Annotated in this window: 19 protein-coding genes; 10 read left to right on the top strand and 9 right to left on the bottom strand. The window is 70.4% G+C overall.

Annotated elements, in window-relative coordinates; translation table 11 throughout:
• Positions 1-49: 49 nt before the first annotated feature.
• On the bottom strand, positions 50-1,516 hold the full coding sequence (locus tag AQJ11_RS43150; RefSeq protein ID WP_059267127.1) for an aldehyde dehydrogenase family protein: 1,467 nt from the start codon (positions 1,514-1,516) through the stop codon (positions 50-52).
• A 119-nt stretch (positions 1,517-1,635) separates the two neighbouring features.
• On the opposite strand from AQJ11_RS43150, the gene AQJ11_RS50220 reads away from it, so the two are divergent.
• From AQJ11_RS50220 to AQJ11_RS43140, 3 genes are all read left to right on the top strand, one after another.
• Positions 1,636-2,001, top strand: a complete 366-nt coding sequence (locus tag AQJ11_RS50220; RefSeq protein ID WP_167360910.1) for a hypothetical protein — start codon at positions 1,636-1,638, stop codon at positions 1,999-2,001.
• Positions 2,002-2,230: 229 nt separating this feature from the next.
• Complete coding sequence (locus tag AQJ11_RS43145; RefSeq protein WP_059267118.1) at positions 2,231-2,986, top strand: sigma-70 family RNA polymerase sigma factor; 756 nt, start codon at positions 2,231-2,233, stop codon at positions 2,984-2,986.
• 44 nt (positions 2,987-3,030) lie between these two features.
• Positions 3,031-5,772: an AAA family ATPase gene (locus tag AQJ11_RS43140; RefSeq protein WP_059267117.1), complete on the top strand. Its 2,742-nt coding sequence runs from the start codon at positions 3,031-3,033 to the stop codon at positions 5,770-5,772.
• 101 nt (positions 5,773-5,873) lie between these two features.
• Here the strand turns inward: AQJ11_RS43140 and AQJ11_RS43135 are convergent, their stop codons facing one another.
• Complete coding sequence (locus tag AQJ11_RS43135; protein WP_059267116.1) at positions 5,874-6,632, bottom strand: SDR family oxidoreductase; 759 nt, start codon at positions 6,630-6,632, stop codon at positions 5,874-5,876.
• Positions 6,633-7,338: 706 nt separating this feature from the next.
• The gene (locus AQJ11_RS43130) at positions 7,339-8,049 is read right to left on the bottom strand and encodes a sigma-70 family RNA polymerase sigma factor (protein WP_059267115.1); all 711 of its coding nucleotides are present in this window, start codon (positions 8,047-8,049) and stop codon (positions 7,339-7,341) included.
• Positions 8,050-8,326: 277 nt separating this feature from the next.
• On the opposite strand from AQJ11_RS43130, the gene AQJ11_RS43125 reads away from it, so the two are divergent.
• Entirely contained in the window at positions 8,327-8,734 is a 408-nt protein-coding gene (locus AQJ11_RS43125) for an OsmC family protein (protein ID WP_059267114.1), read from the top strand.
• Between the two features lie 31 nt (positions 8,735-8,765).
• Here the strand turns inward: AQJ11_RS43125 and AQJ11_RS43120 are convergent, their stop codons facing one another.
• From AQJ11_RS43120 to AQJ11_RS43100, 5 genes are all read right to left on the bottom strand, one after another.
• A complete protein-coding gene (locus AQJ11_RS43120) occupies positions 8,766-11,537 on the bottom strand; it encodes a helix-turn-helix transcriptional regulator (RefSeq protein ID WP_059267113.1) in 2,772 nt (923 codons plus the stop codon).
• Positions 11,538-11,623: 86 nt separating this feature from the next.
• Positions 11,624-11,965, bottom strand: coding sequence for a hypothetical protein (locus AQJ11_RS43115; RefSeq protein ID WP_059267112.1), 342 nt, complete (start codon positions 11,963-11,965; stop codon positions 11,624-11,626).
• Positions 11,966-12,126: 161 nt separating this feature from the next.
• Positions 12,127-12,846, bottom strand: a complete 720-nt coding sequence (locus tag AQJ11_RS43110; protein WP_059267111.1) for an alpha/beta fold hydrolase — start codon at positions 12,844-12,846, stop codon at positions 12,127-12,129.
• Positions 12,847-12,942: 96 nt separating this feature from the next.
• The gene (locus AQJ11_RS43105; RefSeq protein ID WP_059267110.1) at positions 12,943-13,893 is read right to left on the bottom strand and encodes an alpha/beta hydrolase; all 951 of its coding nucleotides are present in this window, start codon (positions 13,891-13,893) and stop codon (positions 12,943-12,945) included.
• Positions 13,894-14,058: 165 nt separating this feature from the next.
• Positions 14,059-14,847, bottom strand: coding sequence for a DUF427 domain-containing protein (locus tag AQJ11_RS43100; RefSeq protein WP_059267126.1), 789 nt, complete (start codon positions 14,845-14,847; stop codon positions 14,059-14,061).
• 240 nt (positions 14,848-15,087) lie between these two features.
• Here AQJ11_RS43100 and AQJ11_RS43095 point away from each other — a divergent pair, with 240 nt between their 5' ends.
• From AQJ11_RS43095 to AQJ11_RS43080, 4 genes are all read left to right on the top strand, one after another.
• Positions 15,088-15,558 carry a carboxymuconolactone decarboxylase family protein gene (locus tag AQJ11_RS43095; RefSeq protein WP_059267109.1) on the top strand — a complete coding sequence of 157 codons (471 nt, stop codon included), beginning with the start codon at positions 15,088-15,090 and terminating at the stop codon, positions 15,556-15,558.
• A gap of 159 nt (positions 15,559-15,717) precedes the next feature.
• Positions 15,718-16,680 carry an alpha/beta fold hydrolase gene (locus AQJ11_RS43090; RefSeq protein ID WP_059267108.1) on the top strand — a complete coding sequence of 321 codons (963 nt, stop codon included), beginning with the start codon at positions 15,718-15,720 and terminating at the stop codon, positions 16,678-16,680.
• On the top strand, positions 16,677-18,212 hold the full coding sequence (locus AQJ11_RS43085; RefSeq protein WP_059267107.1) for an MFS transporter: 1,536 nt from the start codon (positions 16,677-16,679) through the stop codon (positions 18,210-18,212). Before AQJ11_RS43090 ends, AQJ11_RS43085 begins: the two co-directional genes overlap by 4 nt.
• A gap of 125 nt (positions 18,213-18,337) precedes the next feature.
• Complete coding sequence (locus AQJ11_RS43080; protein WP_059267106.1) at positions 18,338-18,832, top strand: cupin domain-containing protein; 495 nt, start codon at positions 18,338-18,340, stop codon at positions 18,830-18,832.
• Positions 18,833-19,026: 194 nt separating this feature from the next.
• On the opposite strand, the gene AQJ11_RS43075 is transcribed toward AQJ11_RS43080, so the two are convergent.
• Entirely contained in the window at positions 19,027-19,485 is a 459-nt protein-coding gene (locus AQJ11_RS43075; protein WP_059267105.1) for a cupin domain-containing protein, read from the bottom strand.
• A 285-nt stretch (positions 19,486-19,770) separates the two neighbouring features.
• On the opposite strand from AQJ11_RS43075, the gene AQJ11_RS43070 reads away from it, so the two are divergent.
• Positions 19,771-20,511 (top strand): SDR family oxidoreductase, encoded by a 741-nt coding sequence (locus AQJ11_RS43070; RefSeq protein WP_059267104.1) that lies wholly within the window; start codon positions 19,771-19,773, stop codon positions 20,509-20,511.
• Between the two features lie 113 nt (positions 20,512-20,624).
• Positions 20,625-23,312, top strand: coding sequence for a pyruvate dehydrogenase (acetyl-transferring), homodimeric type (gene aceE, locus AQJ11_RS43065; protein WP_059267103.1), 2,688 nt, complete (start codon positions 20,625-20,627; stop codon positions 23,310-23,312).
• The last annotated feature ends 98 nt before the right edge of the window (positions 23,313-23,410 follow it).

The raw sequence follows: 23,410 nt of genomic DNA, 5'->3' as shown, positions 1-23,410 counted from the left end.
GAGCGTCGGCGTCCCGGCTCGCCTCCCAGGGTGATGGCGACGCGGTGTGTCAGCGGGTGATCGCCTTGGTCTCCAGGAACTCCTCGATACCGGCACGGCCCATCTCCCGGCCGTTGCCGGACTGCTTGTACCCGCCGAACGGTGCCTGGAAGTTGTGCGCTCCACCGTTGACATCGACCTGGCCGACGCGCAAGCGCCGGGCGATCGCCATGGCGTGGTCCTCGTCACCGGTCACCGCACCGTTGAGGCCGTAGATCGTGCCGTTGGCGATCTCGACGGCGTGGTCGTCGTCGACGTAGGGGATGACGACGAGGACAGGGCCGAAGATCTCCTCCTGGGCGATGACCGACTCGGGGGCGACGTCGGAGAAGATCGTGGGCCTGACGTAGGCACCGGTCTCGAAGCCCTCCGGCCGGCCGGGGCCGCCGACCACGAGCGTGGCGCCGTCGGAGATGCCACGCCGGATGTAGTCGTCGACGCGCCGGCGCTGGGTCTCCGAGGCGAGCGGGCCGATCCGTGTGCCCTCGTCGGCTGGGTCACCGACGACGTACTCCCCGGCCACGTCCCGGAGCTTTTCGACCACGGTCTCCTGAAGACTCTCGGGCACCAGCATGCGCGTGTAGGCGCCGCAGGCCTGTCCGCCGTTGGCCCAGGCGTAAGCCAGTCCGCGACGGACGGCGAAGTCGAGGTCTGCCTCGGGAAGGACGATGTGGGCCGCCTTGCCGCCCAGTTCGAGGGCGACGCGTTTGACCGTGCCGGAGGCGGCCACGGAGACGCTTCTGCCTGCGCGGGTGGACCCGGTGAAGGAGATCATGTCGATCTTCGGATGGCGGGAGAGTGCCTCGCCGACGACCGGGCCGGTGCCCTGCACCACGTTGAACACACCGTCCGGCAGACCCGCCTCGGTGGCGATCTCAGCGAACATGCGGGCGCTGAGCGGGCTGTTCTCCGAGGGCTTGAGGACGACAGTGTTGCCGGCCAGCATCGCAGGGACGACCTTGGTCACCAGTTGCTGAAGCGGGAAGTTCCACGGGGTGATGGCTCCCACCACGCCGATGGGTTCGCGGATGACGAGCGAGTTCTCGACCACCTCCGTCCACTCGAACCGCTCGGCCGTCGAGATCGCGGCCAGGGTCGCCGCGATGGGGAACCCCACCTGCGCCTGTCGGGAGAAGCCGATCGGGGCGCCCATCTCCAAGGTGATGGTGGCGGCAAGTGCCTCGGAGTGCTGCTGAAGGCCTTCGGCCAGGCGCCGCATGACGGCCACACGGTGCTGCGGGGACGTCGTCGCCCATGCCGGGAAGGCGGCGAGCGCGGCGTCCACCGCCTTGTCCACGTCCTCGGCCGTGCCCTCGGGCACCGCGGCGATCACCGATTCGTCGGCGGGATTCACCACGTCGATCAACGGCCCGGAACCCCGGAGAGGTCGGCCGTCGATCCAGTGGGACGGCGCAGGGAAGGGAAACGCAGGGTTTTCGTTCATGCCGCCAAGAGAACATCGGCCGTCGCGAGTCAGCCATGCCTTCCCATGTCCATGATCCGCGTCACTTGTACGCCGTCCTCGTATGGGGGCAGCTACGCGGACGGCGAGTCCGAGACAAGGCGAGCGGCTTCCAGGAGCCGCTGTTCTGCCTCGTGGACGATGCGCAGTGGCTCGATGAAGTCTCCGCACAGACGTTGGCCTTCGTCGCGCGGCGTCTGCTCGCCGTGCCGGTCGACCTGATATCGGCCTGCGGCGAGCCGCATGGTGAGGGCACGTTCGCCGGACTGCCCGAACTCACGCTGGACGGCCGGTACGACCTCGACGCCTTCGCGCTGCCGGAACTGCCGCGCGACCTCACGGGCCCGAACCGGTGGACGGATTCGGGCCCCCGGAGCTGGGACCCACGGCCGACCTCATCAAGCGGGCCTCCATCCGGCGGGTCCGGTCGCTTCCGCCGGCGATGCCACGACTGCCGCTGGTCGCCGCAGCCGGACCGATCGGCGACGCGATGGTGCTGAGACGCGCGGCTGAGCATCTCGGGATCGAGCCCGGTGGGGCCGGTCATCATCGGAATGCGCTCGTCCACGGAGCGTCCGAGCATGATCCGTCGCCGATCCGCCACGGGGCCGCCGCCAACCACTACGAACCCGCCTACGGCCTCCGCGGGGTGCGATCGGTCACACCTGGGGGTGACCTTGGGGTCTGCCGCCCTTCGGGGCGCCATCCAGTCGAGCGAAGGAGCCGGTCGTGAAGCAGTATCCGACCAGAGCCAGGCAGGTCCGGGACAGTCCGGGCATGGCGGCCCGCCCGGCCGCCGACGAGCTCGGTGAGGCGGTGTCGGTGTTCGTCCGGGCCCGGCCCGGACTGCTCAGGATCGCCCACCGCATCACCGGCGACGCGGTCGAAGCCGAGGATGTCCTCCAGGAGACATGGGTGCGGTGGCAGGGAACCGACCGGACGGTCGTGCTCAACCCACCGGCGCTGCTCAGGACGACGACGATCCGGCTCGCCGTCAATGTCGTCCAGTCCGCCCGCAGACGCCAGGAAACCTGCGTCGGCGCCTGGCTGCCGGATTCGACGGACCACCAGGCCGGTCCGGACACGGTGGCCGAGTTGCAGGACGCCGTCGAACGAGCCGTCCTGCTGCTGATGGAGACGCTGACCCCGAGCCAGCGTGCGGTGTACGTCCTTCGGGAAGGGTTCGGCTACCCCTACGCCCGTATCTCCCAGATCCTGCACGTCAGCGTCACCAATGCCAGACAGCAAGTCTTCCGTGCGCAAGAGCGTCTCGCCGGCAGCCGGCGGCCCCGGCCGGTGGACCCGGACGCACACCGACGGCTCGTGAGGGCCTTCCGCACTGCGGCCCGGTCGGGCGACCTCCTGCCCCTGGAGAGAGTGCTCGCCGCCGACGGCGCCCCGCCGCCGTGCGTGGCGAGCGAGGGGAGATGCGCCCTTGAGGAACGGGGGAAGACGGCCCGTTCCTCCCCCGCCACGACCAGCTGAGCCGCTCGTGGCGTTGTTATGCTCCCCCACGTGCGGGGGTCAGGATGAGTGGGGACGATCCGGCGCGGCTGCGTGGTCGGCGCCGCGAGTGTGATGCGCTCGAAGCGCTGGTCTCGCAGGTGGAGGCGGGACGCAGCGCCGTACTGGTCCTGCGCGGTGACGCCGGAATCGGGAAGTCGGCTCTGCTGGATCACCTGGCGGCACGCGTCGTCGGACACCGCGTCGCCCGTGTGGCGGCCGCCGAGTCGGAGATGGAACTGCCGTTCGCGGGGCTCCACCAGTTGTGCGCCCCGTTCCTCGGCCGCGTCGGCTCCCTTCCGCCCCCGCAGAGAGAAGCGCTGGCCACCGCGTTCGGACTCAGCACGGGACCACCTCCGGACCGGTTCCTGGTCGGCCTGGCCGTACTCGGACTGCTGACCGACGCGGCCGCCGAGCAGCCGCTGTTCTGCCTCGTGGACAACGCCCAGTGGCTGGACCGGGTCTCCGCGCACACGCTGGCGTTCGTAGCGCGGCGGGTCCACGCCGAACCGCTGGCACTGGTCTTCGCCTCCCGTGAACAACGAGGACGCGACGAGTGGGCCGGTCTGCCCGAGCTGAGACTCGAAGGCCTCGACGACGCCGACGCGCGCGCACTCCTGGACGCGGCGGCCGACGGCCCGATGGACGAGCGGATCCGTGACCGGGTCCTCGCCGAAGCACGCGGCAACCCCCTCGCGCTGCTGGAACTCCCCCGCGGTCGCATCGGGGCGGGGCCGGCCGACGGGCTCGACCTGCCCGATCCCGGACCGGTGACCGGCCGTATCGAGAGAAGCTACCTCACACGGGTCCGCTCGCTGCCGGCCGCGACGCAGCGCCTGCTGCTGCTCGCCGCCGCCGAGCCGGTCGGTGACGCGGCGTTGCTCAGGCGTGCCGCCGAGCGACTGGGCATCGACTCCGCCGCGGCCGGCCCGGCGGTGACGGCGGGGTTGCTCGACATCGGGGCTCTGGTGCGTTTCAGGCATCCGCTCCTGCGCTCCGCGATCTACCGGTCGGCCGAGCTGGCGGAAGTGCGGGAGATCCACCGCGTCCTGGCGGAGGCGACCGACCCCGGCCTTGACCCGAACCGCCGCGCCTGGCACCTGGCGCGGGCGACGGTGCGGCCGGACGAGGCCGTGGCCGCCGAGCTGGAGTCCTCGGCCGGGCGGGCGCTGGCCCGAGGCGGCACCGCCGCCGCGGCGGCGTTCCTCGCACACGCGGCCGTACTGACGCCTGACCCGCGGCGCAAGGCGACGCGTGCCCTCGCCGCGGCTCAGGCGAAACTCCGCGCCGGTGCGCCCGCTGCGGCGCGCGATCTGCTGGCGCTGGCCGGGAGCGGCGTCCTGGACGCACTCGGTCGCGCCCGCGCGGACCTCCTCCAGGCCCGGATCGCCCTCGCCTCCAGCCGGGACAAAGAGGCGTTCCCCCTTCTGCTGGCCACCGCGCGGCGGCTGGTGCCGCTCGATGCCGGCCTGGCTCGCGAAACCTTGCTGGACGCCCTGTCGGCCGCCATCTTCGCCGGACGCCTCGCCCCCGGCACGCACGTACGCGAGGTGGCGGCGACCGCGCGGAAGACCTTGCCGCCCGTCGGGGGACCGCCGCGCACTGCCGACCTGCTTCTGGACGCCTTGGCCATCCGCTTCACCGCCGGATACCGCGAGGCGGTCGCCGCCTCGCGCGAAGCGGTACGGGCGCTGCGCCGTGAGAACGACCCGGAGGAGATCCTGCGCTTGTCGTGGCCGGCTTCGGCGCTGGCGGCCGAGATGTGGGACGACGAGGGCTGGACGGAGCTGGTGACACGCCAGGTCCGGACCGCACGGGCCGTCGGCGCGCTGGCCGAGCTGCCCCTCGCACTCAACTCGCGGGTCGTCCTCCACACGTGCGCCGGTGAACTGAACGCGGCGGCACTGCTCATCGCGGAGATCGCCCGGGTGCGGGAGGCGGCCGGCACCAGCTTCGCGCCGTACGGCACGATGACGCTCGCCGCCTGGCAGGGCCGCGAACACGAGGCCGCTCCGCTGATCGAGGCCGGCATGGACGAGGCCGCGCACCGCGGTGAGGGCCTCGGCGTGGCCGTCGGACTACGGGCGGCAGCCGTGCTCAACAACGGCCTGGGCAGATACGAGCAGGCCTTCGACGCGGCCCGTCTGGCGACCGCCCACCAGCAGGACCTGATCGCGGCCAACTGGGGACTGGTCGAACTGGTGGAAGCCGCGGCGCGCAGCGGTCGCCACGACGCGGCCAAGGTCGCACTGGACCGGCTGGCCCTGGTCACAGACGCCGCCGCCACGAACTGGGCGCTCGGTGTCCAGGCGCGCTCCCGGGCGCTGCTCGGTCGAGGCCACGCGGCCGAAGAGCTGTACCGCGAGGCGATCGAACGACTCGGACGTACCCAGGCCGGAGTGGAGTTGGCCCGGGCCCACCTGCTCTACGGGGAGTGGCTGCGGCGGGAGAGCCGTCGCGTGGACGCCCGGGAACACTTGCGCGAGGCACACGCCCTCTTCAGCCGCTTCGGTGCGGGCGCGTTCGCCGAACGCGCCGTCCGCGAGTTGCGGGCCACCGGTGAGACGGTGACCCGGCGCGACGGTGTCGCCGCGGAGACACTGACCGCCCAGGAGACCCAGATCGCGCAGCTGGCCCGGGAGGGTCTGACCAACTCAGAGATCGGCGCGCAGCTGTTCCTCAGTCCGCACACCGTGGAATGGCACCTGAGGAAGGTGTACGCCAAGCTTGGCATCCCCTCTCGGCGGCACCTGCACACGGCGCTGTGACCCGACGTCTCGACGCTGAGAGCGCCGACGTGACGGTTCCACGGAACGACCGGCCGGAGGCCTGCTCGCCGCCGACCGGCGACGGGCAACCCCCTCGCCGGTCACCGACCGGTTGTCATGGTCCGCCCCAAGGAGGCGAGGTGTTCGTCGAACGTCCGGCGGCACTGGACGTACTCCCCACGCGGTAGCAGGCCGCCTCCTGACATGGCGTTGCCCACCTTGCCGGGGAGTGTCACCGGCACGACGAGCCGCCGCCGGCCCCGAGAGCGCAGGATACGGCGCGTCATCTCCACCATGTCCAGCCGCTCGGGCCCCGCGATCTCCCGTGCCATGCCGGAAGGGCCCTGTACCGCGTGCTCGACGAGCTTCTCGGCGACGTCCTGGGCGGCGACGGGCTGGGTGAGCATCCTCGGCATCATGACCACCGGTGACCGGTTGTCCAGCAGCGGCTCGGGGAACTCGAAGAACTGGGTGGCACGGAGCACCGTCCACGGCACGCCTCCGTCGCGGACCAGTGCTTCCTGAACGCGCTTTCCGAAGTAGTACCCGAAATCCACCTCGTCGCTGCCGACGATCGACAAGGTGACCAGATGCCCGATCCCGTTCGACCGGGCGGCGGCAAGCAGGTTGCCGGTGGCCCGGGAGAAGAAGTCGACCGCGGTCTTCCTCCTCGTCGTGACGATGTTCGTCACATCGATCACCGCGTCACTGCCGGACAGCCTCTCTTCCAGGCCGACGCCGGTGGCCAGGTCCACGCCGTGCGAACGGGCGAGAACCACAGGTCGGTGTCCCGCGGCCCGCAGCTCCGCCACGACGAACTTCCCCACCATGCCGGTTCCTCCGGCCACGGCCACCCGCATGTGATTGCCTCCTCGTTACGACGACGGTTCCCTGCTCCGCCGTACAGACAAGGCAGGCGCTCCCGCTGTGACACGACGAGGTGGGGATGGCCGGTCTCACGCCGTCGGGGTGGGCGGCCACCCGGTGAGCACGGTGCGCGGCTGCCGGCGGAAGGTGATGCCGGGCTTGGTGAACACCGCGCAGATGCGACTCGACGATGTGCGGGCTGGGAACGACTGCGCGCCGATCTCCGGATTCGTCAGTTCCCGTGCCGGGCCAGAGCCGCGATCTGCGCCTTGGAGAGGTCAAGGCCGCCGCAGCGCCGTACCGCGCCGGGCCACCGCTTCCCCCGTCGCCCACAGCTCAAGGGCGGCACGCCCGGCGTCCGCACCCTCGCCGGACCGAGAGAACATCCCGTGCGCCAACCGCAACCGCTCCCGCGCGTCACCACGGCGGTTCTCCCGCTGCGGCCACTCCGCGTACACCGAGTACGCCCCGACCGGTCGACGGCCTCCCGGCAGCCCCGGCACCCGTCCGTACCCGCCGCACACGTGTGCTCGCTCAACCCGCCGGATGGTCCAGGAGGGCGGTCTTGCCGATGCCGGCCTCCCCGCGCACCACGCCGCCGGCTCATCCATGATCTGACACTCACGGCTGCGTCCGAGCACCACGCATCCTCCGCGCTGGGCGAAACGGCAGTGACCGTTTCGGGACCGAACGACTGCTCTAACCGTTCGCCGGCCTGCCACGCGGGGCGCTCATGGGTTCTCCGGTGTCGCTCAGGAGGACCTGCTCAAGACGGGCCAGGTCGCCCACCTGTGCGGCCGCGCGCAACGCCTGCACCAGCCGGCGTTGCACGACGACATCCACGGGCTGCCGTCGCCACGGTGCATCGAGACGCCGCTGTGCACGGGTGACCTGCTGCCTGGCGTTGGCAACGGAGAGGTCCAGGAGCCCGGCGATCCGGTCGTACGGGTATCCGAACCCCTGCCGGAGGACGTAGACGGCGCGCTGCTGGGGTGTCAGCTTCTCCAGCAACAGGGCGACCGCTCGCTCCACGGCATCCTGCCGCTCGGCCACCGCGTCCGGTGTGGCGTCGGGGTCCGGCGGATCCGGAAGCCACGGGGTGGCGCAGCACTCCCGCCGTCTGCGAGCCGACTGGAGCACATTGATCGCCACCCGGACGGTGATCGTCCGCAGCAGCGCCGGAGGGCTGTGCACGGCTGTACGGTCGGTACGCTGCAACCGCAGCCATACCTCTTGCATCACGTCTTCGGCCTCGCTCGCATTGCCGAGGATCCGATAGGCGATGCCGATCAACGAGGGCCGGGCCCGCAGAAACAGGGACACCGCGCCCTCCAGATCGTCGATCGCCGAGGTCACGGCGCGGCTGTCCTGCACCGGCGAGCGTCTGCGTTCTCTCAGATACGTGTCCACGGTCGGCTCCTGCCGCTGGAGTGGGTGAGCGACGTCGGAGCGCCGCGTGACCAACCCTCGCGCGGCAGCGCGGCGACCGCGCCATTGAAAACCCGTGGGAGGCTGCGTGGTGGTGCCCTGGTGATGCCCTGGTGGGCCGCGCCGCGCTCCGCGGGAGGGGGCCCCGGGACAGCACTGCGCTGTCCCGGCCGGCCTGTCACACACGCATGCGCCGCTCGGTCTCTGCGGAAGAGGGATGAGCTACCCGGTCCCCGCACCTCGGTCGAGAGGAAGACCCATGACCACACGCATCGTGTCCATTGCCGAAGGCAGACGGCTCACCCGCTCCATCGCGGTCGGCCCCCACACCCTGACGGCCGACGAACCCGAGCCGATCAGCACCGACGCGGGTCCCACCCCGGGTGAGCTGCTCCTGGCAGCGCTGGGGTCCTGCACGTCCATGGCCGTGCGGGCGATGGCCGACCGGCACGGCTGGGCACTCGACCGCATCGACGTGGCCGTACGGTTCGGTGATCAGGGGCACATCGTCAAAAACGTCGGGCTGACCGGCGATCTGGAGCCGGCGCAGCGGGAGCAGCTGCTGGCAGCCGCCGGGCGCTGTCCCATTCACCGCCTCTTGACCAGGGAGGTCGAGATCGTCACCGTACCCACGTTGCTGGCGGAGCCGGACGTGTCCCCCGCCTAGGGTGACCGGGCCCGCCCGGAAACCGGGCGGGTCAGGACGTCGCCGGCATCCCTTCGAGTTGCACGGAGCCGATCTCCTTGCGGGAGGAGATCCCCAGCTTCGCGAAGATCTTCCGCAAATGCCATTCGACCGTGTGCGGGCTGAGAAACAGCCGGGCGCCGATCTCCGGGTTCGTGAAGCCGCCCTGGGCGAGTCGCGCGATCTCGACTTCTTTCGCTGTGAGGACCACCGGCGTCGTCGAGGCGCGTTTGCGCACTTTCACGCCCACGGCCTGCAACTCGCGTCGCGCACGCTCCGCGAATGCCTCGGCCCCGGCTTCGCCCAGCATCGTGTGCGCCTCGTTCAGCTGGGAACGGGCCTCGGTCTGTCGCTGTTCCAGGCGCAGCCACTCACCGTAGCGAAGTCGTGCCCGTGCGCCGTCCATCCGGGCCTGTGCCGTGTCGAGCCGCTCGATCGCTTCCCGGTGCAGGACGTCGGCGGCCTGCCCCTCGGTCACCAGGGCACGAGTGGCGGCCGAGATGCCGAGCGCCCAGTCGGCTCCGCTGACCTGGGCCATCTCCTCGATCGTGCGCACGGCTTCGGCCGCCTGCGCGGTCCGCCCCAGTCGTACGGCCGCTTCGACGAGTTCGACCCGGGACTGGAGGGACAGTCCGAGTTCCTGCGGGTTCTCGCATCCACGCTCGGCGGAGGCGAGGGCCTCCTCGTATCGGCCGAGGCCGTTGTAGAGGACCGCCGCCGCCCACTGGGTCGCCGTCGTCACCTTGCCCTCGTCCCGCAGGAGACGGTCGTGCGTGAGGGTTTCGATCGCCTGCCGGGTCGTGGACTCCCGTCCCTTGAAGGGCTCCACGACGAGTGCTCCGTAATGCGCGAAGAAGCTGCTGCCCGTGGCTTCGCCGATCGCGTTCGCTTCCACGGCCAGGGAATCGGCGTCGCGGAGGTCGCCGGCGAACACCCGGTTCGACAGGCGCAGCAGGAGGGCCGAGGGCAAGACGGCGAGCGCTCCGCTGCCGCGGGCGAGGTCGACCAGCCGTGCCGAGAGCTCGGACCAGGCGGCGAAGTCCCAGGTGCTGTGTGCCATGCGGCACACAAGCGGAAGCCATCCCAGGCCTTCCTCCCGGGAAAGTCCTCCCGTGCGGAAGGCGTCGACGGCCTCCCGGAGGATCGGCGTACCCGCGGAGTATCCCTCGGTGATCACCCGTGCGAGACCGGTCAGAAGAAGACCTTCACGGCTCTCGGTGTCGACGTGGCCCGGCGCACTCAGCACCGCCTCGGCGACGTCGCGCACCCCGCCCGTGGCCAGCCGGCCCGCGGTCAGGGCCGCGTAGATCGCGTCCCGGTACGTCTCACCGGCGAGTACGGCGTCGTACGGCTGGAGCCGCTTGGCCGCTTCGAGCAACAGCGGCAGGCCGGCGCTGGCGCTCTTGGCCGCGGACATGATCTGGCCCCGGAGCAAGGTCGCCTGTGCGGCTCCGACTTCGTCGAGATGGCTCAGTTCCGCGGCATCGACCAGTTCCCGTGCAGCGTCGAAGGCGCCCGCCTGGTATTCGGCCTGCGCCGCGGCCAGGGCCCTGGCTCCGCGGCGTACGGGATCCGGGGTCAGTTCGGTGGCCCGGTGCAGGAAGGCTGCCGCCGCCGCGACCCCGCCGCGCGCCTGCGCCCGCCCGGCGGATCCCTCCAGTTCGGCGGCCACGGCCTCGTCCGGTCCCGTCGCCGCGCTCGCCAGGTGCCACACGCGGCGTTCGGGATAGAGCCTCGCGTCGATCGAGTCGGCCAGAGCCGCGTGCACGCGCCGACGTTCCTCGAAGCCGACGGCGTGGTACGCCGCGGAGCGAACCAGCGGATGGCGGAAGCGCACCCACATGCCGAGCGTCATCAGTCCCGAGGCCTCGGCGTGGGTCACGGCGGTGTCCACGGAGATTCCCAGGCGCTCGGCGGCATCCCGCAGCAGGGCCACGTCACCGACCGGCTCGGTGGCGGCGATGAGCAGCAGTTGTTGCGTCTCCGCGGGAAGCGACTGGATTCTTCGGAGGAAGCCCGCCTCGATCTGACTGGACAGGGGCCGGGCCTTGGGCCCTCCGAATCCCCCGGCCATCTCGACGGCGGTCAGACCTCGCGGCAGCTCCAGGAGGGCCAGCGGATTGCCGCGCGTCTCGGCGATGACGCGGTCGCGCACACGCTGGTCGAGCGGCCCGGTGACGACGGAGTCGAGGAGTCTGCGGGACTCGCGCTCGTTCAATCCACGCACAGCGAGCTCCGGCAGGTCGGCGAGAATCTCGCGGGAGCCGGACTCGCGGACGGCCAGTACGAGCAGAATCGATTCGGCAAGCAGCCGGCGAGCAACGAATTCCAGAACCTGGGCCGACACACGGTCCAGCCACTGCGCGTCGTCGACCAGGCAGAGCAACGGCTCGTCGCCGACGGCCCCGGCGAGCAGACTCAAGGTGGCCAGACCGACAAGGAACCGGTCGGGCGCGTCACCGACCTGCATTCCGAACGCGGTGCGCAGTGCGTTGCGTTGCGGCTCGGGAAGATCATCGAGATGGGACAGCAGCGGAGCGCAGAGCTGATGCAGCCCGGCGTAGGAAAGCTCCATCTCGGACTGCACCCCGGCAGCCCTGACGACGCGGCATCCGGTGGCACGGTCGCGCAGGTGGTTCAGCAACTCGGTCTTCCCGATGCCCGCCTCACCGCGCAGCACCAGAACCCCGCTTCGCCCCGCCCTGGCCTGCGTGAGGAGGTCATCGAGAACCTTGCACTCGTCCCGCCGCCCGAAGAATCCGGTCCGTGCTCCGTCCCTCGCCATGACAGCCTCCCGGCCGCCACGATACCTTGGCGTTCAAGGACGTCGAGCCATTCCCGAACGTGCCCCCCGGTTGCACGGCGCGGGGATCAGGACACCGATCCCACGACGACGGCCGTGCATACGAACGTCAACACGGTGATCACCGCCATGGCGATCAGTGTTCCGCGCAGCCATCGCCCGAACCGGATCTTGTTCGCCGTCTCGGCCGCGCCGACACTGTCGGCGATGTACTTCGTCACCATGCGAGCCACGTACTTCTGCTCCTCCAGATACCACAGCTCTATATCCCTCTTCTGTTCGTGGGTCAGCCCGCCCATCCTCGCGGTGAAGGCCGTCACACGCCGGCGAGCAGCAGTGAGATGAGCCTCCCGGTACAGATAAGCCTCTATGTCGACCAGTCCACGAGCTGCCTGCTTGTTCATGTTCATGATGCGTTCCCAGAGTCGGTGGCCCGGCGCTCGGCACCTGGACCGGGCTGCGGGGAGGGGGCAACGGCCGACGGCGCGTGCTTCCTCGACGCGCCTTGCGGGCGGCCGACCACCACTCGATCGGCCGCCCGGTGGGGCCCGGCGTGCCGGGAGCCGGCGGTTCAGCCGGTCGCCTGCGCCGCCTCGTTGATCAGGCGCGCGACGTCACCGGGACGCGAGACGCTGACCGCGTGGGAGGCGGTGACGCTCACCACGGTGGCCTTCGCGCGTTCGGCCATGAAGATCTGCACCTGGGCCGGGATGTTCCGGTCCTCGGTGGCCACGAGAACCCACGACGGGACGTTCGTCCACGCCGGGGTGGAGGCACCCTCCGCCAGCGCGACGTCGGCCACGGGTCGCTGGGTTGCGGCCATGACCGCCGTGGTCTCCTCCGGAACGTCCGCGGCGAACTGCTGGTGGAACTTGCTCTTCTCAATGTAGAGATCCGTGACCTGACTGCCGTCCGGCAGGGTGACCGGTACCGGATGGAGCGCCTCCCCCAGGGTGCTGCCCGGGAACTTGCCGGAGAGGGTGACCGCGCTCTCGCCCTCGTCCGGCAGGAAGGCCGCGACGAAGACGAGTGCCTTGACGTTGTCGAGGCCGACGGCGGCGTTGCTGATGACCGAGCCGCCGTAGGAGTGGCCGGCAAGGACCACTGGGCCGTCGATGGAGGTCACGAGTTGTCTGACGTACTCGCTGTCTTTGGCCAGTCCGCGTAGCGGATTGCTCGCGGCCACCACCGGGTAGCCGTGCGACTGGAGCCTTTCGACGACGCCGTTCCAACTGGAGGAGTCCGCGAACGCGCCGTGGACGAGGACGATGGTCGGCTTTTGTGCACTCATGAGAGTGGCCTTTCATTTTGCCAGTGAAATACGCAGGTGAAGACGCCGGTGAATTGGGATCCTCCGCGGAATTGCCGCGCGAGAGCGACCAGTCGGTCAGTCGGTTCCCAGCGCCTTGCGCAGCACATGAACGGCCTGCTCGATCGCGGCGGTCGAGGCATGGGTTCCGCGAACCGGGTTCAGCATCATGAAGTCATGCAAAGTGGCGTTGTAGCGGACGCTGGTGGTCGGCACGCCGGCCTGGATCAGCTTGCGGGCGTACGCTTCGCCCTCGTCGCGCAGTACGTCGTTCTCGTCGACCACGACGAACGCCGGCGGCAGCCCCTGGAGGTCTTCCAGGGTCGCGCGCAGGGGCGAGGCCGTGATCTGGTCACGCTCGGCCGGGTCGGTGGTGTAGGCGTTCCAGAACCACTCCATGGCCTTCGCCGTCAGGTGCGGACCGTGGGCGAAGAGCCGGTAGCTCTCGGTGTCCTGCCCGGCGTCGGTGACGGGGTAGTACAGCGACTGGTGCAGGAAGGTGACGTCGCCGCGCCGCTTGGCCAGGTGAGTCAGGGCGGCGCTCATGTTGCCGCCGACGGAGTCACCGGCGACGACCATACGGGAGCCGTCCAGCCCCTCTTCGGCGCCCATGGCGGTGACCCACTGGGCGGTGGCGTACGCCTGCTCGATGGCGACCGGGTACTTCGCCTCTGGCGAGCGGTCGTACTCGACGAAGACCAGGGCCGCCTCCGCGCCCACGGCCAGTTCACGCACCAGGCGGTCGTGGGTGCCGGCGTTGCCGAGGATCCAGCCGCCGCCGTGCACGTAGAGGATCACGGGCAGGACGCCGGTGCTGCCGACGGGCTTGACGATGCGCACCCGCACGTCACCGGCCTCGGCGGGGACAGTGATCCACTTCTCGTCTACGTCGAGCTTGTCGATCGGCCCGGACTGGACGTCGTCGAGCAGCTTACGGGCGCCCTCGACACCGAGTTCGTACAGCAGCGGCGGCTTGGCGGCCGCGTCGGCGAATTCCTGTGCGGCGGGTTCGAGAATGATGTCGCTCACGGCATACTCCTCGCGATGGGGTGGGTTTGGGAGGACTTTCCACCTCAGGAGACCGGGCCGGGAGCCGATGTGTGACGCGTCGGTGAAAACGGCGCGTAAATCGCTCACCGGCCACGGCCTTTCGCGAGGAACCCTGTGCAGGCCGGGCCGGCTGGTCCAGCGTCGTCAGTCAGCGGTCGGCCGGGTGGGGTCGGTGGGCCTCGGCAGCAGGAAGCCGTCGACGTACAGATCGACGTGCTCGTTGTAGAACGCGGTCAGTCCGGCGATGCGGTTGACGTGGATGGTCGGGAAGTCGTACATCCAGGCGATGTCCTCGTGGGAGGCGGTGTCGCTGTCGAACGACCAGTAGCTGCTCGTCGTCCCCTTGTAGGGGCATCGGGTCACCGTGTCGGAGTGCCGCAACCTGCTCCAGTCGATGGTCGTTCGGTCGAGGTAGTAGCGGGTCGGCAAGCCCGTCTCGAACAACTTCACGCAGTTGGGGGCTTCCGCCAGCACCACACCGTCCACCTCGACTCTGACGCTGCTGCCGGAGCGCAGGGCGTCCACGCGGGAGTACGGGCTCCGGGGATGAACGAAGACCGGCTCGTCCTCCTCGAACCAGGAGTCCAGCGCCTCCCACTCGAAGCGCACGGTGTCGTGCAGGGGTCCCGGGGCGCCCTCTCCCCAGACCCACGCCGCCCCCGGCCGGACCTCCGAGCCAACCCGCAGGGTGTGACGGTGCGCCGGTCCGGCGCCGAGGTGCTCCGTGTGCTTGTCGTCGTCGAGAACACCGTCCACCAGGTCCTCGACCGGGATGCTGAACTGGGGGTAGGCCTGCCACTCCCAGACGTACAGCGCGCGGCGGGTGTCGAAGGCGACACGGCCGCCGATCATTCCCCGGATGCGGCGGGGTACGGGCTCGACGTGCCCGACCGGGACGATGAGGCTCGGGTGCAGGACACTCTCGGTTGCCATGGTGATCACCTTGAATTCGCTGATTGGTGCGCTCGCCGTGCCCGGTGTCTGCGGTCCCAGGATGACCGCCCTCGGGCCGACGGGCCCACCTGCTTGTTGTCACACGGTGCTGCGGATCGTATTGCACGATCCGGACCGTGTCCTGGTCCGACGGGAGTGACTCGATGACCGACGATGTCACAGATCGAAGGGGCTCCCGGTCAGTGAGCTGTAACTGTTCCACACCTGAGGAGTTCCGTCATGGACGCGCGTGTCAACTACTTCGGCAACGCCCTGGCCGGCAAGGTCATGAAGCACCTCAACTCGGCCGGCGCGGCGGTGCACTCGGCTCTCCCGGTCGCCACTCAGGAGCTGGTGAAGATCCGTGCCAGCCAGATCAACGGCTGTGGCTTCTGCACCGACATGCACACCAAGGACGCCGCCGCCGCCGGTGAGGACCAGCAGCGTCTGAACCTGGTGGCCGTGTGGCGCGAGGCCACCGTCTTCACGGACGCCGAGCGCGCCGCGCTTGAGCTGGCCGAGCAGGGCACGCGCATCGCGGACGGCGCGGACGGCGTGTCGGACGAGGCATGGGCGAATGCCACGAAGCACTACGACGAGGACCAGCTCGTCGCGCTGATGTCGCTGATCGCCGTCATCAACGCCTACAACCGCATCAACGTCATCAACCGGCAGCCCGCCGGCGACTACAAGCCCGGCATGTTCGGCTGAGCCAGCCGCTCCGGCTCGGCCGGCCGCGGACCGTCCCTCGCCTGGTCGCCCCGACCTTCGGCCAGGCGTCGGACGCCGCCCCGCCCGGTCGGTCGAAGTCCGCCCGGCGGCACGGAGCCCGGAGCGACCGCCGCGGGCCTTGGAACCCAGAGGACCCCCATGTCTGAACGCCACGCACTCGCCCCTCTCCGGCGAGTCAGCACCGACGTGCTGGAAGTCGCCTACTACGAGACGGGTTCGGGAGACGACACCGTGCTGCTCCTGCACGGTTTCCCCTACGACATCCACAGTTACGCGGGCGTCGCCCCGCTGCTCGCCGAGAGCGGGTTCAGGGTTGTCGTCCCTTATCTACGGGGCCACGGACCCACCAGGTTCCTGTCCGAGTCGACTCAGCGCTCGGGTCAGCAAGCCGCTCTGGGAGCCGACGTCGTCGCCTTCCTGGACGCCCTGGGCGTGGAGCGGGCCTACCTCGCCGGTTACGACTGGGGCGGGCGCGCCGCCAACGTCGCCGCGGCCCTGTGGCCCGAGCGCGTTCTGGGCCTGGTCTCGGTCAACAGCTACCTCATCCAGGACATCGGCGCGGCGATGGAACCCGTCGCACCCGAACGGGAGGCGGGCTTCTGGTACTTCTACTACTTCCTCACTGAGCGGGGCCGGGCCGGTCTGGCCGCCGACCCGCGGGGGGTCGCCCAGGTCATCTGGAAGCGGAACTCCCCCAAGTGGCAGTTCCGCGAGGAGGATCTGGAGCGGACGGCGAGGGCGTTCGCCAATCCCGACTACACCGACGTCGTCATCCATTCGTACCGGCACCGGCTCGGTTTCGCGCCGGGTGCCGAGGCGTACGCGAGCCTTGAGACACGTCTCGCCGAGCTGCCCGCGATCACGGTTCCCACCGTCACCCTCGACGGCCTGGCCGACGGCAACTTCCCCGCGGCGGACGGTTCCTCGACCGCTCGTCACTTCACCGGCCCCCGGCTCCACCGCAAGGTGGCGGACGCCGGCCACAATCTTCCGCAGGAGAGCCCCGAGGCGTTCGCGGCTGCCGTGCGCGACGTGCGCGTCCTGCGGCAGGAGTACGCCGGCAGCGACGGCTTCGCCGGACGGAACCAGGACACGACATGACGCACTCCCCCGCTCCGGACGACTCCGCCCCGCTCCGCCTCGCCAGTGCCCGGGGACGGTGGACCCTGCTGGCCACCGTTCTGGGATCCGGCGTGGTGCTGCTCGGCTCGACCGTCACCAACGTCGCTCTGCCGCGCATCGGGGACGACTTCGACGCCGACCTCGCCGTGCTCCAATGGACGGTGAACGCCTACATGCTGACCCTGGCGGGTCTGATCCTGCTGGGCGGCTCCCTGGGCGACCGTTTCGGGCGGCGCCGCATCTTCGTCCTGGGCCTGGTGTGGTTCGCGGTGGCCTCCCTGCTGTGCGGTCTGGCTCCGGACACCACCACGCTCATCGCCGCCCGAGCCCTGCAAGGCGTCGGCGGTGCTCTGCTCACGCCCGGCTCACTGGCGATCATCGAGGCCTCCTTCCACCGTGACGACCGGCCGCGCGCGATCGGTCTGTGGTCGGGCTTCGGCGGTGTCGGCGCGGCCCTCGGGCCGTTTCTGGGCGGGTGGCTGGTGGACGGTCCCGGCTGGCGCTGGACCTTCCTGCTGAGCATCGTCCCGGCGCTGCTGTGCGTGCCCGTAGCACTGCACCATGTCCCGGAGTCCGTCGGCACACCCCGGACGGACGGAGTCCTCACGGCCGGCACGGGGGGCCGGCAGCGCGTCGGTTTCGACATCCCCGGCGCCGTCCTGGGTGCTCTGGCACTCGCCCTGATCACCTACGCGCTGACCGAGGCCCGGGACGGCGGACCGGTGGCCGTCGGCGCGTCCGTCGCCGGCGTCGCGGCGGGTGCCGCGTTCCTCCGCGTGGAGCGGCGCAGCGGCGACCCGATGATGCCGTTGTCCGTCTTCTCGTCCCGGCAGTTCACCGCTGTCAACCTGATCACCCTGTGCGTCTACGCGGGCACGGGCGGCTTCTTCTTCCTGACCGCTCTGCAACTTCAGATCGTCGTCGGGTACTCGGCGCTGGGAGCCGGTGCGGCCATGCTGCCCAACACAGCGCTGATGCTGCTGTTCTCGTCCCGGTCCGGGATGCTCGCCCGTCGGCTGGGGCCGCGGATGCCGCTCACCGTCGGCCCGCTGGTGTGCGCGGCGGGCATGTTGATGATGCTGCGGGTCGGTCCGGGCGCGTCCTATCTCCACGACATCCTCCCGGCCCTGCTGGTGATGGGAGCCGGCATGGTCGTCATGGTCGCTCCGCTGACCGTGACCCTGCTGTCCTCGGTGGACTCCGCGAACGCCGGGCTGGCCAGCGGCATCAACAACGCCGCGGCCAGGGCGGCCGGGCTGGTGTCCGTGGCGGCGTTGCCCCTCCTGGTCGGGATGGGACCGGACGCCTACCGGTCCGACGCGGCCTTCGACACGTCGTTCAGCCGGGCGATGCCGCTGTGCGCGGGCCTGCTGGCCGTCGGCGCGTCGGTGGCCTTCGGCACACTGCGGCAGACCGCCGCGGCTTCTCGTGCGCTGCACGGGCGGACACACGGCTGGCTGATGGAGCCGCCGCTGGTGTCCCGCTTCATCCACCACCAGACCGCCGAATGACCCCCCGCCGGGGCTCCGGGCTGTCACACCGGCGGATGTCCACCGGTCTCGTTGTAGGAAGGACCGCTGCTCGGCGGTTCACGCCGGCGTGTCACCACGCGCCCGCCGCAGGAAGGGATCCAGATATGTCGTACCCGTACCCGGAGCAGAAGTACTGGGGAGAGGACGGTGAGGTCAGCGCCGTCTTCCGACCGGCCACCACACCGCCGGCCATCGGTGAGAGCGGTACCGGTAAGGACGCCACCCACTACCTGGCGACCACGGGGACCACTCGGGGCGAGTTCGGGCTGTACCGGGTGGAGATGCGGCCCAGGGCGGGCGGTCCCAAGACGCATTTCCACAAGCGGATTTCCGAGTCCTTCTACATCCTGGACGGCACGGTGCGCGTGTTCGACGGTGTGCAGTGGGTGGATGCGCGCAAGGGAGACTTCCTGCACGTGCCCCAGGGCGGGCTGCACGCCTTCCGGAACGACTCCGACGCTCCGGCCGACATGCTGCTCCTGTTCACCCCGGGCGCCCCGCGCGAGGAGTACTTCGAGCAGGTGTCGCAGCTGGCGCACGCGTCGGAGGAGGAACGTGCCGCGTTCTTCGACAAGCACGACTCGTACTTCGTGGAGTAGGAGACAGCGACAGGCGGGGCCCTGCGCCTGTGACACCTCGGCGGTAACCGGTGTCACGGGCGCAGGGCCTCGCCTGTCGTGTGAACGGCCGGCACTTCGTGTCACGGAGCGCGGTGATCCGGCACCCGGCACGCAGCGCCGACATGCCGCCGTCCGCCGCCGTGGGGCAGCGGACGGCGGCCGGACGTCCCGGGTCAGGCGGTGGGCCGCGGTGCGCGCAGGTGGGCGCGCTCCTTGAGCTCCTCCTCGTCGACCAGCTCCAGCATGGGCTTGCCGGGAGCGCACATCATGGTGACGATGAACTCGGTCGGCTCGTCGGCAAGGGCGTTGCCGTCCTGGTAGTGGATGGCGTCGCCACCCGGCTCCCAGAAGGTGCCGCCGGCCTCGATGACGCGCTCGGGCTCGCCCTCGAGTTCGAAACGGACCGCGCCCTTGATGACGTAGCCGAACGCCGGGCCGGAGTGGCGGTGCGGCGGGGTGCCGGGGTCACCGGGCTCCCACTGGACGTGGATGGTCATCGCCGAGGCGCCCTCGGGGATGGTGATGGGCGAGGCGTCCTGGAGCATCTTCGCCGCTCGGGTCCAGCTCGGACCGTCCTCGCCGCCGGTTCCGTGACCGTGGCCGTGGTGGGCGTGCTGTGAGTTCTCCGACACTGAGTCGCACCTTCCGTGATTCCACCGTGTCCGGGCGGCACATACTCCGCCGTGCACGTGGTCATGTCCGGTCGTGAAGACCGCTCGTCCTCCTGACCAGGTGCCCGGCGGATCTGTGACACGGGGCGGTGGCCGGAGGCGGCCGGCCCCCGCGGCGGGGCGCGGTGTCACACCAGCCGGACCCGTCCTGTCTAGGTGTGGTGAGCACGGTGGCACGCCGACGTCCGCCACCGCCTTCGGCGCATACCCAGCGGGGTCATCGGCCCCTGGACGGAAGAGATCCAGATGAGAGTCGTCGTTGCAGGTGCCACCGGTTTGATCGGTTCCAGGACCGTCGCCAGGATTCGGGACCACGGGGTGGAGGCCGTGCCGGTGTCCCGCGCAGCAGGGGTGGACGTCAACACCGGACAGGGCCTCGACCAGGCGCTACGCGCCGCCGAGGTGGTGGTCGACGTCACCGACGCGCCCTCGCGGAGGCAGGAGGCCAGCACGGCGTTCTTCACCACCGCGACGGGCAACCTGCTCAAAGCCGCCGCCGCGGCGGGCGTCGAGCACTACGTGGCGCTGTCGGTGGTCGGCGCCGACCGGGTCGGCTCGGGCTACTTCCGGGCCAAGGCGGCGCAGGAGGACCTGGTGCGGCACACCACCGTTCCGTACTCCGTGGTGCGCGCCACGCCGTTCTACGAGTCCGTGGTGGCCGCGGTGACTGCCGGCGCCCGGCCCGACGGTGTGCACGTGCCCCCGTTGCTGCTGCGTCCGGTTTCGACGGACGATGTCGCCACGGCGGTCGCCCACGTCGCGGTGGATCTGCCGCGTTTCGGGGTGCTGGAGGTCGCCGGTCCGGAAGAGCTCCGGTTCGAGGACGTCACCGCCGAGCTGCTCACCTCCCGGGGCCGGCCCGGCCCGGTGATCGCCGACGCGCAGTCCCCGTTCTTCGGCGCGGTGCTCCAGGAGCGGGCACTCCTTCCCGGGCCGGACGCCCATGTGGGCCACCAGACCTTCGCCCAGTGGCTCAAGAACCGCTGAGTCCGCCGGGCGGCGACGCGTCGTCGCCCGTGATCCCCACCGACCGCCCCGCGGCGCCCACCGTGTCCGCGGCCGGCGTCGCCGGCACCCACGCAGTGACAGGAAGGCTGCCCATGAGTGATCCGTCCCGGCCCACCGAGACCTCAGTCATCAGTGAGCTCGACCAGCTACCCGACCGTGACCGCGAGGAGACCGCCGAATGGCAGGCCTCCCTCGACGCCGTCGTACGCAACGCTGGGCCGGAGCGGGCGGCCTACCTGATGCGGCGGGTGCACGAGTTCGCCGCGGCGTCGGGGACGCCCCTGCCCGGACTGCTGTCCACGGAGTACATCAACACCATCCCGGCTGCCGCACAGCCGGAGTTCGACGGCGACCTTGAGCTGGAGTCCAGGATCACCGCGTTCAACCGGTGGAACGCCGCGGCCATGGTCACCCGGGGTTCCCGGCTGGGACTGGGCGGCCACATCTCCACCTATGCGTCGGCGGCCTGGCTCTACGAGACCGGGTTCAACCACTTCTTCCGGGGCAAGGACGGTGACGGCTCGGGCGACCAATTGTTCCTCCAGGGGCACGCCTCGCCGGGCATCTACGCCCGGCTGTTCCTCGAAGGGCGGCTGAGCAGGGAGCAACTGGGCGCCTTCCGGAGGGAGGCGAGCGGTCACGGCCTGCCGTCGTACCCGCACCCGCGGCGGCTGCCGTGGCTGTGGGAGTTCCCGACGGTGTCCATGGGGCTGGGCCCGCTCGGCGCCATCTACCAGGCCCGCTTCAACCGCTATCTGCGGGATCGCGGCATCAAGGACACCTCCGCCTCGCGGGTGTGGGCGTTCCTGGGCGACGGGGAGATGGACGAGCCGGAGTCGACGGCCGCCCTGACTCTGGCCTCCCGCGAGGGCCTGGACAACCTGACGTTCGTCATCAACTGCAACCTCCAGCGCCTGGACGGGCCGGTGCGGTCCAACTCGAAGATCGTCCAGGAGCTGGAGGCGCGGTTCCGCGGCGCGGGCTGGAACGTGGTCAAGACCCTGTGGGGCGAGGCCTGGGACCCGCTGCTGGGTCAGGACACCACCGGCGACCTCGTACGGCGCCTGGGCGATGTGCCCGACGCGCAGATGCAGACGCTGGCCACGCGGGACGCCGCGTACATACGCAAGAACTTCTTCACCGGTGACGCCCTGTCCGCCCTCTCCGCCGCCCTGAGCGACGCGCAGGTGGTCGAACTGTTCGAGAACTCCCGCGGCGGACACGAGCCGTTGAAGGTGTACGCCGCCTACCGGGCCGCGGTGGAGCACCGGGGCGCGCCGACGGTGGTCCTCGCCCAGACGGTGAAGGGTCACACCCTGGGTTCGGCGTTCGAGTCCCGTAACGCCAACCACCAGATGAAGAAGCTCACGATGGAGCAGTTCCGTGAGATGCGGGACCTGTTGGAGCTTCCCATTCCCGACAGCGCGCTCGCCGGTGACCAGGTCCCGTTCTGGCACCCGGGGGAGAATTCACCGGAAGCGCGGTACCTGCGCGAGCGCCGGGCCGCGCTGGGTGGTCCCGCCCCTCTGCGGCGGGTGATCGCCAAGCCGCTGCCGGAGCCGCCGGCCAAGCCCTTCGAGGCGTTGGAGAAAGGTTTCGGCCACCAGGAGGCCGCCACCACGATGGCGTTGGTGCGGCTGGTCAAGGATCTGATGCGTGACGAGCGCAGTGGAGCGCGCTGGGTGCCGATCATCCCCGACGAGGCCCGTACCTTCGGCATGGAATCGATGTTCCCCACGGCCGGCATCTACTCCCCGCTGGGCCAGAACTACGATCCGGTCGACGCGGACCAGTTGCTCCATTACAAGGAGAGCACGACCGGACAGCTGCTGATCGAGGGCATCACGGAGGCCGGTTCCGTGGCCGAGTTCGCCGCCGCGGCGACCTCGTACGCCACGCATGGCGAGCCGATGATCCCGTTCTACATCTTCTACGCCATGTTCGGCTTCCAGCGCACCGGCGACCAGTTCTGGGCGCTCGGCGACCAGATGGGCCGCGGCTTCGTCGTCGGCGGCACCGCGGGGCGCACGACCATGATCGGTGAGGGACTGCAACACGGGGACGGGCACTCGCACCTGCTGGCCGCCACCAATCCGGCGGTGATCAGTTACGACCCGGCTTTCGCCTACGAGATCGCGGTGATCGTCCGGGACGGTCTGCGCCGGATGTACGGCGAGCAGCCGGAAGACGTCTTCTACTACCTCACCGTGTACAACGAGCCGAAGCACCAGCCGGCCATGCCCGCGCTGCCGGGTATCGAGGAGGGCATCGTCCGGGGCATCTACCGGTACCGGCCCGCCGAACCCGCCGCGGCGGGGCCCCGGCTCCAATTGCTGTCGTCCGGTACGGCCATTCACTGGGCTCTGCGAGCGCAGGAACTCCTCGCCTCCGACTGGAACGTACACGCCGACGTGTGGTCGGTGACGTCGTGGACGGAGCTGCGCCGCGACGCGATGCGCGCCGACGACGCCCGGATGCGCGGTGAGGATCGCACTCCCTTCGTCACCCGGGCACTGGCCGGTGCGCCGGGGCCGGTGCTGGCCGTCAGCGACTGGATGCGGCAGGTGCCCGACCAGATCAGCCAGTGGGTCGAGCAGGACTACTACTCCCTGGGCACCGACGGTTTCGGTCTGTCCGACACCCGCGAGGACGTGCGCCGCTACTTCCGCGTGGACGCCGAGTCGATCGTGGTGACCGCACTGGACCGGCTGGCCCGGGCCGGGCAGATCCCCCTGGCGACCGTCGCGCAGGCCCGCGCCCGCTACGGCCTCGACCGGTGAGCGGCGGGGAAACGCGACCGACCCCCCATGACGCAGGTCATGGACGACAGGACCGGAGGGCCGTTGCGCCCTGCCGGTCCGTGAGGAGCTGAACGACA

Source organism: Streptomyces corchorusii, assembly GCF_001514055.1.
GTDB classification, from domain to species: Bacteria; Actinomycetota; Actinomycetes; order Streptomycetales; family Streptomycetaceae; genus Streptomyces; species Streptomyces olivaceoviridis.
This window is presented reverse-complemented; position numbering and strand designations above follow the sequence as displayed.

What these genes read in the sequence shown, in the direction of transcription:
- AQJ11_RS43140 (WP_059267117.1), top strand. Translation starts at nt 3,031, where the DNA reads ATGAGTGGGGACGATCCGGCGCGGCTGCGTGGTCGGCGCCGCGAGTGT.
- AQJ11_RS43135 (WP_059267116.1), bottom strand. Translation starts at nt 6,632, where the DNA reads ATGCGGGTGGCCGTGGCCGGAGGAACCGGCATGGTGGGGAAGTTCGTC.
- AQJ11_RS43125 (WP_059267114.1), top strand. Translation starts at nt 8,327, where the DNA reads ATGACCACACGCATCGTGTCCATTGCCGAAGGCAGACGGCTCACCCGC.
- AQJ11_RS43120 (WP_059267113.1), bottom strand. Translation starts at nt 11,537, where the DNA reads ATGGCGAGGGACGGAGCACGGACCGGATTCTTCGGGCGGCGGGACGAG.
- AQJ11_RS43115 (WP_059267112.1), bottom strand. Translation starts at nt 11,965, where the DNA reads ATGAACATGAACAAGCAGGCAGCTCGTGGACTGGTCGACATAGAGGCT.
- AQJ11_RS43110 (WP_059267111.1), bottom strand. Translation starts at nt 12,846, where the DNA reads ATGAGTGCACAAAAGCCGACCATCGTCCTCGTCCACGGCGCGTTCGCG.
- AQJ11_RS43100 (WP_059267126.1), bottom strand. Translation starts at nt 14,847, where the DNA reads ATGGCAACCGAGAGTGTCCTGCACCCGAGCCTCATCGTCCCGGTCGGG.
- AQJ11_RS43095 (WP_059267109.1), top strand. Translation starts at nt 15,088, where the DNA reads ATGGACGCGCGTGTCAACTACTTCGGCAACGCCCTGGCCGGCAAGGTC.
- AQJ11_RS43090 (WP_059267108.1), top strand. Translation starts at nt 15,718, where the DNA reads ATGTCTGAACGCCACGCACTCGCCCCTCTCCGGCGAGTCAGCACCGAC.
- AQJ11_RS43085 (WP_059267107.1), top strand. Translation starts at nt 16,677, where the DNA reads ATGACGCACTCCCCCGCTCCGGACGACTCCGCCCCGCTCCGCCTCGCC.
- AQJ11_RS43080 (WP_059267106.1), top strand. Translation starts at nt 18,338, where the DNA reads ATGTCGTACCCGTACCCGGAGCAGAAGTACTGGGGAGAGGACGGTGAG.
- AQJ11_RS43070 (WP_059267104.1), top strand. Translation starts at nt 19,771, where the DNA reads ATGAGAGTCGTCGTTGCAGGTGCCACCGGTTTGATCGGTTCCAGGACC.
- aceE (WP_059267103.1), top strand. Translation starts at nt 20,625, where the DNA reads ATGAGTGATCCGTCCCGGCCCACCGAGACCTCAGTCATCAGTGAGCTC.